Consider the following 17,537-nt stretch of genomic DNA (forward strand, 5'->3'; position numbering starts at 1 on the left):
AAATAGCTTCATTAACTCGATAGGAACGGCGCCGTGGCTACGCAAGATAGACTCATTGCTGGAGTTCTGGTGTTACACGGCGAAAAACGAAAAAGGTGCCAGGGACAATTTCTGGAGTTTTACGGCCCGCTTTCTAACTACCGAACCCGACATCTGAACAGGCCAATCATGCGCTCTACTTTATTGCTTATTTTCGCCATGCTTGGCTTCTCACAAAGTAGTCACGCTGCTGTTGCGGAATGCCCGCTTTCGCTATCGCTGAAGACGAACCCTGATACCTTCATTGAAAGCCTAAAGACATTAAACTCGGCGCAATCTCGCCGCTCTGTCATGGCCCCACCAACAACCGGTCAATGCGACTATCGTGTCTCCGTCATTGATCAGTCGGGGGGACAGGGCGGCCTGTGCACGATTGGCGGCAAACCCGCTTACGTCGCCTTTACCAACGTGCTAGATAGCAAATCACAGGTCCTGATGGACATCTATATGATCTCTGGCTCGCTGGAGAATCTACCCTCAATTCGATCCGCACTGTCTAAGATCGGCACACCAGTAACCCGAACGGCAGAGCCTAGAGCATGGGTCTTACCTAATAATCCCGGCGTGGTTGATGCTGTCTATGGTCACGAGGATGAACTGTGGATTGTTAGCCATCCAGAGGTAGGACCCAACGGACCACAAGGCTTTGTGTTGATGCATGTACTACGTGAATGGTTGGACTTCGCACAACGCGATCCCACCAAGTGCGCCGAAATACCATCGTCAAAAGGAGAAGACCCTTGAAACGCAGAAGCTGGTGCCTGGCCATATCATTGCTCGCATCTCTCAACTTGTCCGCAGCGAACTATGGAGACTACAAAGGCAAAGGCGGCATGAGCGCATACAAGATCTTGCCCGAGGTCTACGAGTACCACTACGACAAGGGCTTTAGTGGCCCTGACGCCATGCGAAAAGGTGCCAGGGACAATTTCTGAAGAGAAAGTGATGCCTGGGACAATTCCTGGCGCTGCAACGTGGACAGTGGAAATTTGTCCCTGACACCATTTCTGCCCGGGAGGAATGTATCGTGCTACCCAATGAATTCCTTGATGTTAAAAATGATCTGCAAAAATCGATCTTGAACTTCTACAAAAATCTTGGTCGAGATGCCGTCTGCTTCCGCGAATCAAAGAATGAAGAGTGGGGAGGTGAGTATCTTCACTTTCTAATCGATAAGACGAAGGTCATTCGATACGGCTTCGCTCATGATCGCGAAATGTGGGTAGGGGGAGTTCAGCTAGGTATCGGCCCAGAATATTTCTCACCGGCATACTTCTGGTCATACGAAAATTCTACTCGTTTCATTAGCGATATAGACACACAGTCAGTATTCCATAATTTGTTCTTAATGGATGAATTCTGGCAGCGCAACGGGTGAGAACAAGGGAAAGGTACCAAGAACGATTTCTGACATCAACGACAGGCTTGGTGAAAATTGTTCCCGACACCATTTCTTGAAGGACAAAGCAATGACTCCTACATTTTCTAGTAAACCCACTGAAGAAGAGCTACAAAACCGTATTCTTCGCCAACTCGAGTGGCGCTCTGGTTCAAAGGAGGTCGCGCTTCTGTGGCACGGCTATTTCGAAAAAGGTGCCAGGGACAATTTCTGACGTCAGCAAAAGGGAACAGTGAAAATCCGCCCCCCCCGACACGATTGCTACGGACTAGGACAGGACGGACGAAAGCGACCTCATCTGGCGCCCCAAAGCAGCAAGCTGGTCTAAAAGCGATCGCGGCAACTACTGCCTCGATGACGTATCACTTAGGGTGGATCAATCCGTGCGAGCGTGATGCCGACACCAACGCCATCGCGGTCCCACGCCGGAAGTATGCGCGCTACTCAGCGATGCTCGAAGCCAAATAAAATAGTGACTCTAGTGACAATCAGAAAAGCGCCCTGTATTTCCGTCCTGCTGCGTGCAGTGATCGCACTAACTTTTGCTTGGCATTCGCCACTGCATGCGAGCCAGATTGATGAATACGCTGAGATGACAAGACGTTTCGACGACTGGGTGGCGAACCACAATGCACCACCCACCATAGAAGATAGGACGGGTAGGCAATTGATCGACCACTTATCCGATAACCGGCAATTTATCGAGGCTCCGTCCTACACCTCTCAGAACCTCGCTCAATTGATCGCTGTCTGCAACTTCGCAGCACATATTGATAAAAGCTACATATACGCGAGCGAGGGGCTTGAGATTGATCACTCGGCGTCGTCGACTGACTTTGTTCTTGCGCAGGCACGACTTGAGCAAAAGAACAGCCTTGTGTATCAGAGCGAGCTGCAACGAATTAGACCTTTCGCTGCTCGCTGCTTGTCCCGGGCCTTCCCACTCTTGTCCGACGCACTGGCACGCGAACAATCACCAGAAGATGTTTCGGCGACTCATGTATTTCTTGCACAGAGTCGAAAGCTCGCCTCCAGCCTGCTTGGAGCTGCGGTAGCCGCCGCTGGCGAGAATCAGTTCTCCTTTGAATATCGAACGGTCGTGCTGCACGCGGTGAGCAGAGATGCTGTCCCACTCGTCTCCATATTGACCCTGGACCAGAGAAGAATCTTCTCACCCCTGATCATTTACGAGCGCCACCGTACTCCGGATGCGTTGAAAGGCGATCTCGAAGTCATTTCAGACGCCTTCAAGTCGGGCACATGCGAAGCGGCATGCTCTAATTGACACGATCTGCGGAAAAGTCGCCAGAGACAATTCCTGACATCAAGCACAGGGGCGATAAAAAAATGTCCTTCGCGCCATTTCTGAACAAGGCCTCGAAATCATAATTGGGCTATCGCTGTAGACGCCCAATTGGCTCACGGACAAACGGGACGGAGGTAGTTAAGTCGAATTAACCACCTCCGCACCGTTCTCTCCGTTATTTCGGGTAACGCGGCCGGCTCCGCATGACTAACAAAGACAAGACGATGCGTAATTTACCGAGGCTCGCTAGTTTTCTTTTTCTTTCACTCGCTGGGCAGCTCACCATGGCGGGAGAGTGCCCTCTTGATCTGCAGCTAACAGGCTCGCCAGATGTCATTCTCCAACAATTGAAGGCTTTGCCCGTCATGAGCGCGGAGCGGCAAACCGAACGGAAGCCTTTGTTCGGGCACTGCGATTATAAGACGTCTACATTCATGCAATTCAATGGAGCGCCCACGGGAATGTGCTCAGTGGCCGGCTACCCAGTGATCGCTTCCGAGGTAGATATTGTCGACAGTAGCTCCGCAGTGGTTTCGCATAGCTATTTAATCCCGAAGTCAGAAGCCGCACTTAGGGCTATGGAAGCGACTATCAAGAGGATTGCCACTCCTTTGTCGCCGGCCGAATACCCAGAAGCGTTACGCAAGCCGAGCGCTTATACCCTCATCGATATCGCTTATGCGAAGAACGACGATCTATGGATCATTAGCCACAAGTACTGGGAGCCAAATGAGGTTCATTCGGCACCCGACTACTACGTGCTGATGCACGTCAGGAGACCATGGCTGACATTCGCATTGAGAGATACCAATCAATGCATGGCGCTACCTCAGGCGGATACGCATTGATCAGGAACGGCAGGAATAAGGCGCCAGGGACAATTCCAGCACGGCCTGGCCGGCACTCGGATCGTCCATCTAGGCTCATTGAAAGTCCCTTCCGCCATCAAATTGCGACCACCCGGTTTTGGAACATGAAATGAGACTTCGTATCTGCTATTGGAAGCTTGGTACAGCGACGGCCCTTGCTATCGCCTCGAGCTCAGTGGCCGCCAGTGGCGCACTGAATGCGAGAACCTACATGGATGCTGCCAACGAGTTGCTTTTGCGTGACCCGTTACCCCGCAAGTCGGATCCGGCCACAGCGCGCTGGCTTGAAACTGTTACCGATGTCCAAGGCGTTCTTGGGTCGGGCCCCTATGAAGCTTCGAACATGATATCGCTCATGGCTGTGTGCAGCATGTCCGTGCAGCTCGCCTCGCGCTATACCTTGGAGGGGTTCGACCAACTAAAGCCCCTGGCGAATGACAAAGTGAAGCTATCCGCAGCTCTGGTAAAGCTTCAGACAGAAAACGCTGTGACCTATCAGGACGAATTGGCCGGCATCATGGCTTTTTCCATAGCATGCATGTCCCGCGAAGTTGCACCGATGAACGAATTTTTGGCGTCCTTATCTCCAGAACAATTGACGCCTATTCGCCGCCAAGGGGCAGCGCAAATGCGCGACGGCATTCGCGCCGCGATTCTTGGAAACATCTCTCTTTCGAGTGACGTAAGCATAAGTGTCGAAAATCGGAAAATTATCGTCAGCGCCCTCGCTGCCAACATTGACGCCCTGGCCACCTCGTTGCCTGAAGATTTTCGCCGATATCTCGTAGGAGTGATGGAAGCCCAGCCATCCGTGAGTGATGCAGACATCCGCAGGGCAATGTCACACATCACTGAAGTATTGAGGAAGCAAGGACCGTGCAATGGTGTCTGCGGAATTTGATCGAGATCAGCCGGGATGCCCCAGAGTCGACTTTCCATTTAGGGAAAGGTGCCTGGGGCAATTTCGACAAACGGGACGGAGGTCGTTAAGGCGAATTAACCCCCTCCGTCCCGCCTGCTGTCAATTTGAAGCTTGGTACTCCCGAAGCGCTGAAAGGCGATCTCGAAGTCATTTCAGACGCCTTCAAGTCGAACACCTGCGAAGCGGCATGTTCTCATTGAAGGAATCTGTAGAAACAAAAGGGACAGAATACGCCTGCAAGAATCGGACAAGTGGCCCGCGTCGTCCCATGAGGAAAGTGTTTTGCAGAATGCAACCAGCAAACTAAAGCTGATCGACTATTTGCTCACGCGAGAAGGCTTCAAGCGGGTCATGGTGACGCTGATACTGAGCTCCATCGTCCTTACCTGGGGCTTGGGAATTTTCACCGGCGGCTTGAGTCGAGGCCTTCGCGAGTCATCGCGCGATGGCGGCCGCCGCTTTGGTTACATGTCCAAGGTGGCCCGAGGATTCAAGGAGCAAGACGATCCATATGTAATGATTTTTCAAAGCTCAAAGGCTGGACAGGCTTACATGGAACTACGATTCTTCCGATCCGACTGGGATAGGACAGCCGGAAGCGACCTCGCTGAGCTCCTACAGCAGCAAGGGTGGTCACACAGCAACAACGGCAGTAGCTACTGCCTAGATGATGCGTCACTCACTGTATCAAGGGGAGTGGACTACGTAGACGTGATCATGAGCTACTCCAACCCAAGCATTAGGGCATGCAGAGAAACAGAGAGCGGAGTGGACTTTTCAGGCAAATGAAAGAGCTGCCGATGCAAAAAAAGGTGCCAGGAAGATTTCCGACGTCAGCAACAGGGGAGTCAAAATCTGTCCACGACACCATTTCTTCGCTAATGCTTCCCAAAGATAAGCTTTCCATCTATTTCTTCTTAACCCGGAAACCCGGTCAAGTTGCGATAAAGTTTCTGCGCATCTTAACGGGGACCAGCTTGATTGCAGCCCTGGTAATTTGTGGCGGCTCTATTCTTGCCGTGTCCGTTGCTTCCGTGAAGGATTTCGATGGACTCGCACGTCTTTTGCGCATATCCGTTGCTACATTTCAAAGTGGCGTGTGGAACATAGTTGCGCTCTCGCTCGTTACGGGGGTTATTCGCGCCTCGGTCATCACGTATCGAGATTGGCAAGCATTTATTCCGTGCGATAGCGACAAACGCTGAGCAGACCAACCAGTTAAAGCGCAATCAGGCCAGGCTAATCCTGCCCCACGGAAAACGAGGTGGCGCTGCCCATCCCTAAGCCGCCACAACCCGATAGAGCGAAGGAGAAATCAAATGAGGCGGCTTGCTCTATCCATATTGTTTGGGTGCATTTATACATTCGTTGGATTTTTTCTCTCGCTATTGGTTTCATTTTATTGCCTCCGCGGTGCGCGGAGCGAATTTCGACATTCGCTACGCCATGCCTATTTGTATTCGCGCGGGATGCCTAATGGGCGGAGTTGGACTACTTCTATTCATGTTCTACCTGCCCGGAAGGAGGCGCTGATCATTCGCTTCCGATATACGCTCCATTTACCGCGTGAGTACGAAGGCACGTCGTAAGAAGCCAGAGGAAAAGAAACGCGTCAAAGGGAAAACAGGAGGAGGGTGCCACCATCTCCGGAAGGGGGCTGACATCTTGTCAGACCCGGGCCCTCACGCTCGCCTGCGGTCACACGGACACCCATCTCGCCCAACCCTGACAGACGTTGCCAACCCTGCTTGTTAGGGTCGGTCGGTCACTCGCGCTGTCGTATTGCACGGTCTTGCGAATGACCATGACCACTAGGTCATGAGGCGCGGGCCGTGAGTGCTACAACACCCACGACCCGCTAACCATCAACAACTTCACTGGAGTTGATCATGGCTACCCGCGATCATACGGTACGCATTCGCTCGTCCGCTCCCCCTGACGACACCCTCACTCCTCCGCCTGTCGACCCGTCATCCACGACTGTGGCATGGCCCGAAACCCTGCGTCATAGCACTCGCGGTGACATCGCCTTGGCGGTGCTCGCCCTCACGCGCCTGCGTGTCGACAGCGAGCAGTGCCGGCACGCACAGGCGCGAGGATTCCCCGGCAGCCCGCTGCCATGGCCGCTTCCCGTGGCTGTCACCGCCAGCCTGGGCACGGCCGCCATCTACTGCCTTCAGCAGTACGCCCGCCTGCTCGGTGACGAGCCTCCAGTGACCACCACACGCCTCCGATGATCGCCGTTACGGCGCATCGGCCGGCATGGCGATGCGCCGCTCTCGGGCGATGACCGACGAAGCTGCCAAGCATTCACTGACACGGAGCGCTGTAAGCGCCTATCCGCTGTGCGGCCGTGTCCGACAGGGAGAAACCACCATGGAACTGATCCAGCTCACCCCGCATTCGGAAGTGGACCCCTCGCAACCCCTGCGAGCCCCCGGCGACATCCTGCTGCACGCCTACCTGATCCCCAGCGCCCTCAACCCCGCCCAACTGGCCCGTCGCTCCGGCATCCCCTCCGATCACATCAAAGCCTTCATCGCCGACACCCACCCCATCACCCCCAAGACCGCGCTGCGCCTTTCCCTCATCTTCGACACCACCGCCTTTTATTGGCTGGCGCTTCAGGCCCGATACGATCTGGAGAAGGCGAAGCCTGCGATCCGCGCCTATCGTCCGCTCGTTGATTGAGGGCCAACGCACGACATGACAAGCGGGACGGAGATAGCTCGACAAACGGTACGGAGGCAGTTGAGTCCCACCGCCATTGTTCGAATTAACTACTTCCGCCGCGGCTGCTCTGTTAGCTGCGACAATTGACCCGAATACGCGACATCTGCTTTCAACTCACGGCGATCTAAGCTCTGCAGGAAGCTGTGAGCGATGGCCTGATTGCGGGTGCCGCGGTGTTGACCCATCTTCGCACCAAGCAGTGCAGATCATCCCAAGGAGGAGTTGAACTTGAAAACACCTGAGGAATTTGCGGAAGCGATGAAAGGAAGGCGCGCACTTTCTTCTGGAGACATCAACGGTTCCCACGCCGCCTCTGGCACAGAGAGCAAACACTACAGCCCCCTCCCCCAAACACGCCTGTTGAACACCCTGGTGCTCCTGGTCTGCAGCGGCTGGGCTCTGTGGATGGCGTGGCGGGGTCTGGGCAACCACCATCCGCTGCTGGCTGGCATCTTCGTTTTAGGTGCCGCGGTCGCCATCGCCAGCGTGGTGTATATGGCCACGGTTCGCGTTGTTATTGATGACCGAGCGTTTATACGCACTTGGCTCGTGGGCCGAAGGGTCATCGTGTTGGAGGACATCGCGCAGCTTGGCCTCGTCCAATACAAGGGCACGGTGTCGCTGCTCATTCGGAAAAGTCGGTGGCGCCAACTGTCCCTCAGCAGCGATGCATTCGACTGGCAAGATGTGCGCTGTATGCACCGCGACATTCTGCTGGCCTTGGGCTTGGACACCGAGCCGATGTGGCCGACCGCCCCGCGCTGGCTCGGAATGCTGGACGTGGCTGCGGTGCTGAGCTACAGGCGCTTCCAGGCGGAGATGCAAGGAAGCGATGGCGCTCATTTAGAGAAAGTGTTCTGACTCCGTTGTCTACTAATTCTCGGCCCTCCTCCAACATCATTTTTCCCGCCATGAAGTCACATCAAGTCACTCTCTGTATCGCACGGTCGAGCAGGCCTCCGCGACTCGTCATAGCCTGGATCTTCTTTGTCTTGACATCGATCAACACACACGCGGGCGACGCTCCAAAGCCACCGAGGAACATGGAAGAAATTGGGCGCCGCGTTGAGCGAGTGATGCCGGCAGCGGATGACGACTATCTGCTTGGAGACCCGGATCGGGCTATAGAACGACTTGAAGCTGCAGCCGGCAACAAGGATTGGGAATCGCTGTTCGTGCTGGCAAATACTCTCTCAACCATGGAGCCGGACAAGTCATTCCAATGGCAAAGCCAGGCCTATGAGTTGAGTGGTAAAAAACCTTACGTGCTGCTGGAGCTGGCCTATCACTACACACGGCGCGAAGAGTGCTCAAAGGCAACGGCTGCTTGGGCACAAGTCGATGCTGCTGGCTTGATGGGGTCCTACCAGCCCATGCTTGCCGGCTATTGCTACCTCGAGCTCGGCCAAGACGAGCGCGCCTTTGCAATGTTCGATCGCGCAAATGCTCTTCGGACCCACGGCCGGTTCGAACAAGTTCTGGAGGAGCTGTGGGGACGACGTCCGGCTTTGCGCGAGCATGCCACTCACCTCGACGCATTCAGGAGCACCGGTGATGTCGCAAGTCTCTATGCCGGGCTGCAGAACGCACTGCGATTGCAGCAAGGGAGGGAGCGCGGCACGGCACTACTGGCTTTCGCGAACGCCGCCCGAGCCAGCAAGAATACGGTCGCGGTGTCGTCAGATCTCGAGTGCCTACGTCCAGCCCTCGAAGCCGAAGCGGCGGCAACCGGCGCCGATAAGAGCAAGGTTATACAGACCGCATGGAAGCAACAACTGGACATGTGCAAGCTGTTACTCGCTGACCACCCTTTGCCGGACGACACGTTGCTCGCCAAGTTTCTTGTAGTGAACGCTTTGAATTTGCAGTTGGCGTCCGACCAAGATCTCCTTGGTACCTATGGCAAGGAGCTCGCGAAGCGCTCTCGCTCAAGCAAGGGTGATATCGAGGCAATACGAATCCTCGCCAACTTGCAATCCAAAACGCGTGATCCTGGGCTTAAAGAGTCTGATGACTTAGGTTGGACGCGTTACGGCGACCCGAAGTTTGCCGCCAGCCGGATATCTGGCGAATTTCGGAGTTCAAAACTGAGCGCCGAAGGAACCGCCCTGCTGAAGCGTGCTCATGATCAATTTCCGCATGAGCAAGAAATTTTGAAGCTCTGGCTTCGCTACGGGGACCACTCCGCGGACGATGCACGTCAGGGCTGGCGCGAACTGCTATTGATGGAATTTCACAACCCATCGCGTGAACTGGACTCAGTTCATGTCGAATGGGTTGCCACGGATCTGTATGGCGCGCTGCACGGGTATCGAGAAAGGGCGTATCCATAGAGATTGGCTACAAGACCCCACAGAGAGTTGGGAAAGGACCGTACGTTTTCCGCACCGTGTAAGCGGAGAACGCACCGGGCAAAGCGCTCGACGTGACTTGTGAACTGAAGACAGATCAATCCGGCGCAAACTTGCCTATCGACTCGATCCACCCATGCTCCATACCGGAGACGCCGGTACTCCTTCTATTGATTAAAAAGGATGGCCAAGGAAAATGAAGAAGGCCGCTTTTTCATTTGTATTTGGGCTTGTTGCATTCGCGCTCGGATGCATTCTTGTGTTTGCTCTTGCCTTTGTGATGAGCATCTTAAGTGGCGGGGAATTTGACGTGCTCCACGCTGCGCATGCGTCCATCCGGCCAGGCCTACTTCTAGGAATAACAGGCCTTCTACTGTTCTTTTTATATGCACCCAACAGCAAGCGATAGGTGGGCCTGCAGCGGAAAAAGGTGCCAGCGGGCCAGGATGGACCCGCGATTTCTCGCACTGTTTAGTTAGACGCCGCAAAGGAAAAGGTGCCAAAGGAAAAGGTGCCAGGGACAATTTCTGACGCCAGCACCACGGGTTAGTGAGAATTTCCATCTGACGCCATTTCTTCCCAAATTCTCTCGGCCACCGCCCCACCGTCATTCCGGCGCAGGCCGAAATCCAGTAACGAGTGCGTCGCGTCATCGCGATGGCCGGGCATGCGCTTCGCGAAAACTCGATACAGAGTCCGCTGGATTCCGGCCTGCGCCGGAATGACGGTGAGGAAGATGAACCTCGACGGTGGGTTTTGAACGAGCAATAAAAAAGGCCGCTTTCGCGGCCTTTTTTATTGCGACGCTTGAACAGCTCAAGACGGCAGTCGACGAATCTTCGCACCAAGCACGCCGAGCTTCTCCTCGATGTTCTCGTAACCGCGATCGATGTGATACACGCGATCCACCGTGGTGTCGCCTTCGGCCACCAGGCCGGCGAGCACCAGGCACGCGGAAGCGCGCAGGTCGGTCGCCATGATCGGCGCGCCGCTCATCTTTTCCACGCCCTTGATGATGGCCGTATTGCCTTCCAGGCGGATATCCGCGCCCAGGCGCTGCAGTTCCAGCGCGTGCATGAAGCGGTTTTCGAACACGGTCTCGGTGATCACGCCCACGCCTTCGGCCACGCAGTTGAGCGCGGTGAACTGCGCCTGCATGTCGGTGGGGAATGCCGGGTACGGTGCGGTGGTGATGTTCACGGCCTTGGGACGGCGGCCCTGCATGTCCAGCTCGATCCAGTCCGGACCGGTGGAGATGTGCGCGCCGGCCTCTTCCAGCTTGGACAGCACCGCGTCCAGCGTATCGGCACGGGCGTTGCGTGCGCGTACCTTGCCGCCCGTCATCGCCGCGCCCACCAGGAACGTGCCGGTTTCGATGCGGTCGGGCAACACTTCGTACTCGGCGCCGTGCAGGCGCTCCACGCCGTGGATGACCAGGGTGGAGGTGCCGGCGCCTTCGATCTGCGCGCCCATGGCGATCAGGCAATGCGCCAGGTCGACCACTTCAGGTTCCTGCGCGGCGTTCTCGATGATGGTGGTGCCCTGCGCCAGCGCGGCGGCCATCATGATGTTCTCGGTGCCGGTCACGGTGACCATGTCCATCGAGATGCGCGCGCCCTTCAAGCGCTTGGCCTTGGCCTTGATGTAGCCGTTCTCCACGACCACCTCGGCGCCCAGCGCCTGCAGGCCGCGGATGTGCTGGTCGACCGGACGCGAACCGATCGCGCAACCGCCCGGCAGCGACACTTCCGCCTCGCCGAAGCGGGCCACCAGCGGGCCCAGCACCAGGATCGAGGCGCGCATGGTGCGCACCAGGTCGTACGGGGCGAAATGGCGGTCGGTGGTGCGCGGGTCGATGTGCATCTTCATGCGGTCGTCCAGCACCAGCTGCGTGCCCATCTGGCCGAGCAGCTCGATGAAGGTGGTCACATCGTGCAGATGCGGCACGTTGCTGATCGCCACCGGCTCGTCGGCCAGCAGGCAGGAAGCGAGGATCGGGAGTACGGCGTTCTTGGCGCCCGAAATACCCACTTCACCGTGGAGCGGCTCGCCGCCACTGATCAGGATCTTGGCCATTGAATGTCCTTGCGAATGGTTTGCTGGGGAGCGCTGCGGCGCCTTAACGGCGCGCAGCGACTTCCGCGGGAGTCAGCGTCTTGAGGGCCAGCGCGTGGATCGCACCGCCCATGAGATCGCCAAGCGTGGCGTAAACCAGGCGGTGGCGCGCCAAAGGAAGCTTGCCGGCGAACTGTTCCGCCACCACTTGGGCTTCGAAGTGCACGCCGTCGTCGCCACTGACGGAAGCCTGAGCACCGGGCAGGCCTTGTTCGATCATTGCCTGAATGGTGGCAGCGTCCATGGTTGTTCCACTTGCTTTGATGGGGTCAGCGCCGCCGATCCGGTAAGTAACCGAACCCAATGGCAGCGACTATGACGTTAAAATGCGAATATGCCATGTTAATGGAAAACCTCTGTCGCAGAAACGACACGTGCTGTCGGCGCCTTCCGGCCCTGGGCCGTTAACCACCCACAACAATATGATTTAGCGGAATTTTCCCTCTACCAACACCTGTTCAGGGTGATGACGGAAATCCGGCCGACTTTCGAGGACGCATGAACGCCCACGTTGCCCCAGCCAACCCGAACGCGATCAACGCCGATGCCATCGTGCAGAGCGCGCGTACCGTGATCGCCACCGAGGCGGCCACCATCAGCGCGCTGGAACCGCGTATCGGACCCGAGTTCGTGGAAGCCTGCCGCCTGATCATGAGCTGCGCCGGCCGCGTAGTCGTGACCGGCATGGGCAAGTCGGGCCATGTGGCCCGCAAGATCGCCGCCACTCTGGCATCCACCGGCACGCCCGCGTTCTTCGTCCATCCGGGCGAAGCCAGCCATGGCGACCTGGGCATGATCCTGCCGCAGGACATCGTGCTCGCCCTGTCCAACTCCGGCGAAACCGACGAGGTGCTGTTCATCCTGCCGGTGATCAAGCGCCAGGGCATTCCGTTGATCGCCATCACCGGCAACGCCCATTCCTCGCTGGCCGATCAGGCCAACGTGCATCTGGACGCCAGCATCGCCGTCGAGGCCTGCCCGCTGGGCCTGGCGCCCACCGCCAGCACCACCGCGGCGCTGGTGATGGGCGATGCCCTCGCCATTGCCTTGCTGGAAGCCCGCGGATTCACCTCGGAAGATTTCGCCCGCTCGCATCCGGCGGGTAGCCTGGGGCGTCGCCTGCTGCTGCATATCAGCGACGTCATGCATACCGGCGAAGGCATTCCGGCCGTGCCTCCGAACGCCTCGCTCACCCAGGCACTGATGGAAATGACCCGCAAGCACCTGGGCATGACCGCCGTGGTCGATGCCGACCATCGCCTGCTCGGCGTATTCACCGACGGCGACCTTCGCCGCGCCCTGGACGACGACGACCTGGACCTGCGCGGTGCCACCGTGGCCGAATTGATGACGCGCGGCCCCAAGACCATCGGCGCCGACAAGCTGGCCATCGAGGCCGCCCAGCTGATGGAAAAGCACCAGATCCACGCGCTGCTGGTGGTCAACGACCAGCAACAGGTGGTGGGAGCGCTTAACATTCACGATCTGCTCCGCGCCCGTGTGGTCTGATCGAAAGGCTCGGCTGCTATCAATTCCTGCGTGCACCGTCTGCGCCGCCCGGCGTTTGACGGTATCGCCCTCCCGCCCTTCTGCCGACAGATCCCATGTACCTGGCTGACCTTCCCGCTGACGTGCTCGCCCGTGCCGCCAAGATCCGACTCGTCGTGTTCGACGTGGACGGCACCTTGACCGACGGGCGCCTGTGGTACGCCGAAGACGGCCACGAGACCAAGGTGTTCCATGTGCACGACGGCCTGGGCCTGAAGTTGCTGATGGCCCATGGGGTGCAGGTGGCGATCATTTCGGCGCGCATCAGCCACCCGGTGGCACTGCGTGCCGAGGAACTGGATATCGCCCACGTCTACCAGGGCCAGGGCGACAAGCGCGCCTGCCTGCAGCAGCTGCTGGAAGCACTCAACCTGACGCCGGAACAGGCCGGCTTCGTGGGCGACGACCTGCCCGACCTGCCGGCGATGCGGGAGGTCGGCCTGGCCGTGGCCGTGGCCAATGCGCACCCGTGGGTCGCCGAGCAATCGCACTGGCGCACCCGCCTGGGCGGCGGCCTGGGCGCGGCCCGCGAGGTCTGCGACCTGGTCCTGCACGCCCAGGGCAAGACGGATGCCGAGCGGGAGCGCTGGAAGTGAGCTTGCGCAGTTACCTGCGCGATCGCGGCCTGCCGGTAGCGATCGTGCTGATCGGCCTGGCTACCGGGGGCGCCCAGCTGTTGTACTGGTGGCTGGCGCCGGCGCCGAAGGTCAGCGAGTTCGTGGGTCCGCCGCGCTCGGGCTATACGCTGACCAATTTCCAGCTGTGGTCGTACGACGTGGACGGCTTGCCGAGCTTCGAGATGGTCGCCCCGCACCTGGAGCGCCGCGAGAACGACGAGTCGCTGTACATCAACACGCCCGACTTCACCTTGCCGTCCAACGAGGCCGGCGTGCCGCCGTGGCTGGGCAAGTCGCTGTACGCCTGGGTCGACAAGAGCGGCACCCTGCTCAAGCTGCAAGGCCCGGTCTACATGCACCGGGCGGCCTTTGCCCAGACCGATGCGGCCGAAATGCACACCTCCGACGTCACCGCCTGGCCAAAAGAAAACCGAATGGTGACGGACGCCCCAGCGCATATGAAGCAAGGCGCACGTACACTTAACGGGGTGGGCATGCGTGCCAACCTCAACACCAATCATCTGGAGCTGTTCGATGAAGTCACCGGCTCGTTTCCGCCGCGACCCAAGAAGTCTCAAGCTGCCCCTCGCCCTGCTGGGCCTGGGACTGCTCATCCTGCAGCCGGCACTGGCCAAGCAGGATGACCGCAACCAGCCGATGAACTTCTCGTCCAAGTCCATGGACGGGTTCAACGCGCCCAACACGGTCACTACGCTCACCGGCAATGTCGTGGCCACCCAGGGCACGATGAAGCTGACCGGCGCCGTGGCCAAGCTGTATCTCGATGCCGACACCCAGGTGGCGCGCGCCGTGGTGACGGGAAACCTGGCGCATATCGAGCAGCTCGATGACGCCGGCAACCTGATGCAGGGCGACGCGCTCCAACTCGACTACGACAACATCAACGGCATTGCGGTGCTCACAGGTAACGCCGTGGTGCGTCAACAGGGCCGCGGCGAGTTTCATGGCGACAAGCTGGTCTACAACACGCAGACCTCGCTGATCACCGGTGAAGCCGCTGGCGACGGCCTGGTGCATGGCGTGATCCTGCCCAAGGCCAAGCCGGGCGCACCTGCCGCCACGCCGCCGAAGCCGGGCACGCCGCCTGCCACGCCGCCACCGGCCCCCAAGCCGGCCGAGGGCCATTGATCGATGCTTTCTGCTGAAGGTCTGCAAAAGAGTTTCAAGGCGCGCCAGGTCGTGCGCGACTTCGCCTTCTCCATCCGCGAAGGCGAAGTGGTGGGCCTGCTCGGCCCCAACGGTGCGGGCAAGACCACCTGTTTCTACATGGTGGTGGGCCTGATCGAAGCCGATGCCGGCACCATCAAGCTGGACAAGCAGGACATCACCGGCCTGCCGATGCACCAGCGCGCCAAACTCGGCATCGGTTATCTGCCGCAGGAAGCCTCGGTGTTTCGTCGCCTGACCGTGGCCGACAACATCATGGCCGTGCTGGAACTGCGCGAAGGCTGGGACGAAAAGCGCCGCGCCAACGAACTGGAAAGCCTGCTGGACGAACTGAAGATCGCGCACATCGCCGACCAGAAAGGCATCAGCCTTTCCGGTGGCGAACGCCGCCGCGTGGAGATTGCGCGTGCGCTTGCCGCACATCCGCGCTACATGCTGCTGGACGAACCGTTCGCCGGCGTGGATCCGATCTCGGTCGGCGAAATCCAGCGCATCGTGCGTCATTTGAAGGAGCGCGGCATCGGCGTGCTGATCACCGACCACAATGTGCGCGAAACGCTGGGCATCTGCGACCGCGCGTACATCCTCAACGACGGCGAAGTGCTCTCGCGCGGTACGCCTGCGCACATCCTCGCCGACGAGAAGGTGCGCGAGGTCTACCTGGGCCGCGAATTCCGCCTGTAACGGCGGCGGAACAGGCCCGCCCCGCAGAATTGCGGGCTATGGGAGACCGGGATCACGCTCTAGCCTATGGCCGACCCGGAAGGCACGAGTTAGGATGACCTTCACGTTCATCCCGACCCGCTGGCATGAAACCCGGACTGCAGTTTCGCCTCAATCAACAGCTCACGCTGACTCCACAGTTACAGCAGGCCATCCGCCTCCTGCAGCTGTCGCAGCTTGAGCTGGAGGCTGAGCTGCGTCAGATCGCCGAAAGCAATCCTCTTCTCGAGTTCGCCGACGACAACCCCGACAATCTTGAGGGCGACGAACGCGAGTCCGAGCCACCGATGGACGCGATCCCGGTCAGCTCGTCCAGTTCCAGTTCCAGCAGCAGCGATACCGTCGACGATGCGGAAGCCCCCGAATGGGGCGACGTGGAGCGTGACGGAGGCAGCGACGATCCGGTCGACTTCTCGCTCAGCGGCGCCTCGTCGCGCAACAGCAATCCGGACGAAGACGGCTTCGAGCCGCAAAGCGCCGCGCAAGAAACGCTGCAGGAACATCTGCTGTGGCAGCTCAACCTCACGCACATGAGCGTGCGCGATCGCACCATCGCCACCGTGTTGATCGATGCGCTCAATGCCGACGGCTATCTCACCGAGAGCATGGAGTCGCTGGTGGCTGCGCTGCCGGCCGACATCAAGGCCAGCGCTGCTGAAGTCGAGCAAGTGCGGCGCATGCTGCAGCGTTTCGATCCCACCGGCATAGCCAGCATCGACCTGCGCGACTGCCTGCGCGTGCAGCTCGAACAATTCGATCCCGATACGCCGCAACGCGAACTCGCGCTGCGCATCGTCGATGCCGAACTGGAACTGCTCGCGCGCAACGACATCGCGCGTCTTGCTCGCAAACTGCGAGTGAGCGAAGACGACACCGCCGCCGCGGCCGTGTTGATCCGCAGCCTCGATCCACGCCCTGGTGCGGCGCTCGATGTCACGCCTGTCGAATACGTCGCTCCTGACGTCTATGCACGTAAGGATGCTGGCCGCTGGCGTGTAAGCCTTAATCCGGACTGCCAGCCGCGGCTCGGCCTCAACCAGCATTATTGCGGCCTCATCGCCCAGGCCCGCGGCACCGACGCGAGCTGGATGCGCGGCCAGCTGCAGGAGGCGCGCTGGCTCATCAAGAGCCTGGAATCGCGCGCCGAGACGCTGCTCAAGGTGGCCGAGGCGATCGTGCGGCGGCAGAGCGCCTTCCTCGACTACGGCCCCGAAGCGATGCACCCCCTGGTGCTGCGCGAAGTGGCGGAGGAAGTGGGCATGCACGAATCGACCATTTCACGTGTAACTACCCGCAAGTACATCCATACGCCGCGGGGCACGTTCGAACTCAAGCATTTCTTCTCCAGCGGCGTGTCCACCGAAGACGGTGGCAGCGCGTCGGCCACCGCCATCCAGGCCATGCTGCGCAAGCTGGTCGATGCCGAGGACCCGCGCAAGCCGCTGTCCGACCAGGCCATCGCGGAGGAGTTGCATCGCAAGGGCATTCAGGTTGCCCGACGCACCGTCGCTAAGTACCGCGAAGCCATGCGTATTCCCAGTTCCAGCGAGCGCCAGCGCGCTGGCTGAACGGGTTTGCCCGTGTCTGCGTCATCCCGCCTCGGGAACTTGGCCGCGAAAAAGACGTCCCCATACCTATAGCCAGGACGACGCGAGAGAAAGCCTGTCATGTCTGAGGCGTGAAGGTCTTTCTAACGCGAGCAGTTCGTCCGAGGTGCATAGTGACTA

Annotated in this window: 19 protein-coding genes; 17 read left to right on the forward strand and 2 right to left on the reverse strand. The window is 58.8% G+C overall.

Translation table 11 applies throughout. From position 1 onward, the window contains the following. The first annotated feature begins 33 nt into the window (after positions 1-33). The 11 genes from ACN9MB_RS17460 (at position 34) to ACN9MB_RS17510 (ending at position 9,601) form a co-directional block, all read left to right on the forward strand. Positions 34-783 carry a hypothetical protein gene (locus tag ACN9MB_RS17460; RefSeq protein ID WP_426269704.1) on the forward strand — a complete coding sequence of 250 codons (750 nt, stop codon included), beginning with the start codon at positions 34-36 and terminating at the stop codon, positions 781-783. Positions 784-1,066: 283 nt separating this feature from the next. Further along, on the forward strand, positions 1,067-1,417 hold the full coding sequence (locus tag ACN9MB_RS17465; RefSeq protein ID WP_426269705.1) for a hypothetical protein: 351 nt from the start codon (positions 1,067-1,069) through the stop codon (positions 1,415-1,417). Between the two features lie 502 nt (positions 1,418-1,919). After that, complete coding sequence (locus tag ACN9MB_RS17470) at positions 1,920-2,723, forward strand: hypothetical protein (protein ID WP_426269706.1); 804 nt, start codon at positions 1,920-1,922, stop codon at positions 2,721-2,723. Between the two features lie 224 nt (positions 2,724-2,947). Next, on the forward strand, positions 2,948-3,592 hold the full coding sequence (locus ACN9MB_RS17475) for a hypothetical protein (protein WP_426269707.1): 645 nt from the start codon (positions 2,948-2,950) through the stop codon (positions 3,590-3,592). Positions 3,593-3,722: 130 nt separating this feature from the next. Next, a complete protein-coding gene (locus ACN9MB_RS17480) occupies positions 3,723-4,514 on the forward strand; it encodes a hypothetical protein (RefSeq protein ID WP_426269708.1) in 792 nt (263 codons plus the stop codon). A 303-nt stretch (positions 4,515-4,817) separates the two neighbouring features. After that, positions 4,818-5,324, forward strand: a complete 507-nt coding sequence (locus tag ACN9MB_RS17485) for a hypothetical protein (RefSeq protein ID WP_426269709.1) — start codon at positions 4,818-4,820, stop codon at positions 5,322-5,324. Continuing rightward, on the forward strand, positions 5,321-5,740 hold the full coding sequence (locus ACN9MB_RS17490; RefSeq protein ID WP_426269710.1) for a hypothetical protein: 420 nt from the start codon (positions 5,321-5,323) through the stop codon (positions 5,738-5,740). The genes ACN9MB_RS17485 and ACN9MB_RS17490 overlap by 4 nt, the downstream gene beginning before the upstream one ends. 684 nt (positions 5,741-6,424) lie before the next feature. Beyond that, the gene (locus ACN9MB_RS17495; RefSeq protein WP_426269711.1) at positions 6,425-6,772 is read left to right on the forward strand and encodes a hypothetical protein; all 348 of its coding nucleotides are present in this window, start codon (positions 6,425-6,427) and stop codon (positions 6,770-6,772) included. 139 nt (positions 6,773-6,911) lie between these two features. Beyond that, complete coding sequence (locus tag ACN9MB_RS17500; protein ID WP_426269712.1) at positions 6,912-7,226, forward strand: HigA family addiction module antitoxin; 315 nt, start codon at positions 6,912-6,914, stop codon at positions 7,224-7,226. A gap of 270 nt (positions 7,227-7,496) precedes the next feature. After that, complete coding sequence (locus ACN9MB_RS17505) at positions 7,497-8,129, forward strand: hypothetical protein (protein WP_426269713.1); 633 nt, start codon at positions 7,497-7,499, stop codon at positions 8,127-8,129. A gap of 182 nt (positions 8,130-8,311) precedes the next feature. Continuing rightward, positions 8,312-9,601: a tetratricopeptide repeat protein gene (locus ACN9MB_RS17510; protein WP_426269714.1), complete on the forward strand. Its 1,290-nt coding sequence runs from the start codon at positions 8,312-8,314 to the stop codon at positions 9,599-9,601. A gap of 834 nt (positions 9,602-10,435) precedes the next feature. On the opposite strand, the gene murA is transcribed toward ACN9MB_RS17510, so the two are convergent. Further along, complete coding sequence (gene murA, locus ACN9MB_RS17515; RefSeq protein ID WP_426269715.1) at positions 10,436-11,695, reverse strand: UDP-N-acetylglucosamine 1-carboxyvinyltransferase; 1,260 nt, start codon at positions 11,693-11,695, stop codon at positions 10,436-10,438. Between the two features lie 43 nt (positions 11,696-11,738). Beyond that, a complete protein-coding gene (locus ACN9MB_RS17520) occupies positions 11,739-11,978 on the reverse strand; it encodes a BolA family protein (protein WP_046973279.1) in 240 nt (79 codons plus the stop codon). A 254-nt stretch (positions 11,979-12,232) separates the two neighbouring features. Between ACN9MB_RS17520 and ACN9MB_RS17525 the strand changes: the two genes are divergently transcribed. From ACN9MB_RS17525 to ACN9MB_RS17550, 6 genes are all read left to right on the forward strand, one after another. Beyond that, positions 12,233-13,243: a KpsF/GutQ family sugar-phosphate isomerase gene (locus ACN9MB_RS17525; protein WP_426269716.1), complete on the forward strand. Its 1,011-nt coding sequence runs from the start codon at positions 12,233-12,235 to the stop codon at positions 13,241-13,243. Between the two features lie 95 nt (positions 13,244-13,338). After that, positions 13,339-13,878 carry a KdsC family phosphatase gene (locus tag ACN9MB_RS17530; protein WP_426269717.1) on the forward strand — a complete coding sequence of 180 codons (540 nt, stop codon included), beginning with the start codon at positions 13,339-13,341 and terminating at the stop codon, positions 13,876-13,878. Continuing rightward, positions 13,875-14,543: an LPS export ABC transporter periplasmic protein LptC gene (gene lptC, locus ACN9MB_RS17535; RefSeq protein ID WP_204636948.1), complete on the forward strand. Its 669-nt coding sequence runs from the start codon at positions 13,875-13,877 to the stop codon at positions 14,541-14,543. The genes ACN9MB_RS17530 and lptC overlap by 4 nt, the downstream gene beginning before the upstream one ends. After that, positions 14,434-15,048, forward strand: a complete 615-nt coding sequence (gene lptA / locus ACN9MB_RS17540) for a lipopolysaccharide transport periplasmic protein LptA (protein ID WP_204636949.1) — start codon at positions 14,434-14,436, stop codon at positions 15,046-15,048. The genes lptC and lptA overlap by 110 nt, the downstream gene beginning before the upstream one ends. A gap of 3 nt (positions 15,049-15,051) precedes the next feature. Next, the gene (gene lptB / locus ACN9MB_RS17545; RefSeq protein ID WP_426269718.1) at positions 15,052-15,771 is read left to right on the forward strand and encodes an LPS export ABC transporter ATP-binding protein; all 720 of its coding nucleotides are present in this window, start codon (positions 15,052-15,054) and stop codon (positions 15,769-15,771) included. A gap of 125 nt (positions 15,772-15,896) precedes the next feature. After that, positions 15,897-17,378 carry an RNA polymerase factor sigma-54 gene (locus tag ACN9MB_RS17550; protein ID WP_426269719.1) on the forward strand — a complete coding sequence of 494 codons (1,482 nt, stop codon included), beginning with the start codon at positions 15,897-15,899 and terminating at the stop codon, positions 17,376-17,378. The last annotated feature ends 159 nt before the right edge of the window (positions 17,379-17,537 follow it).

Origin of the sequence: Dyella kyungheensis, assembly GCF_049913195.1 — a bacterium.
In the GTDB taxonomy this organism is placed as follows: Bacteria; Pseudomonadota; Gammaproteobacteria; order Xanthomonadales; family Rhodanobacteraceae; genus Dyella; species Dyella kyungheensis.

Bases quoted from the DNA above. Each gene is read 5' to 3' on its own strand.
- ACN9MB_RS17525 (WP_426269716.1), top strand. From the start codon at position 12,233: ATGAACGCCCACGTTGCCCCAGCCAACCCGAACGCGATCAACGCCGAT.
- ACN9MB_RS17510 (WP_426269714.1), top strand. From the start codon at position 8,312: ATGGAAGAAATTGGGCGCCGCGTTGAGCGAGTGATGCCGGCAGCGGAT.
- ACN9MB_RS17520 (WP_046973279.1), bottom strand. From the start codon at position 11,978: ATGGACGCTGCCACCATTCAGGCAATGATCGAACAAGGCCTGCCCGGT.
- lptA (WP_204636949.1), top strand. From the start codon at position 14,434: ATGAAGTCACCGGCTCGTTTCCGCCGCGACCCAAGAAGTCTCAAGCTG.
- ACN9MB_RS17550 (WP_426269719.1), top strand. From the start codon at position 15,897: ATGAAACCCGGACTGCAGTTTCGCCTCAATCAACAGCTCACGCTGACT.
- ACN9MB_RS17490 (WP_426269710.1), top strand. From the start codon at position 5,321: ATGAAAGAGCTGCCGATGCAAAAAAAGGTGCCAGGAAGATTTCCGACG.
- lptB (WP_426269718.1), top strand. From the start codon at position 15,052: ATGCTTTCTGCTGAAGGTCTGCAAAAGAGTTTCAAGGCGCGCCAGGTC.
- ACN9MB_RS17475 (WP_426269707.1), top strand. From the start codon at position 2,948: ATGACTAACAAAGACAAGACGATGCGTAATTTACCGAGGCTCGCTAGT.
- ACN9MB_RS17500 (WP_426269712.1), top strand. From the start codon at position 6,912: ATGGAACTGATCCAGCTCACCCCGCATTCGGAAGTGGACCCCTCGCAA.
- murA (WP_426269715.1), bottom strand. From the start codon at position 11,695: ATGGCCAAGATCCTGATCAGTGGCGGCGAGCCGCTCCACGGTGAAGTG.
- ACN9MB_RS17480 (WP_426269708.1), top strand. From the start codon at position 3,723: ATGAGACTTCGTATCTGCTATTGGAAGCTTGGTACAGCGACGGCCCTT.
- ACN9MB_RS17530 (WP_426269717.1), top strand. From the start codon at position 13,339: ATGTACCTGGCTGACCTTCCCGCTGACGTGCTCGCCCGTGCCGCCAAG.
- ACN9MB_RS17495 (WP_426269711.1), top strand. From the start codon at position 6,425: ATGGCTACCCGCGATCATACGGTACGCATTCGCTCGTCCGCTCCCCCT.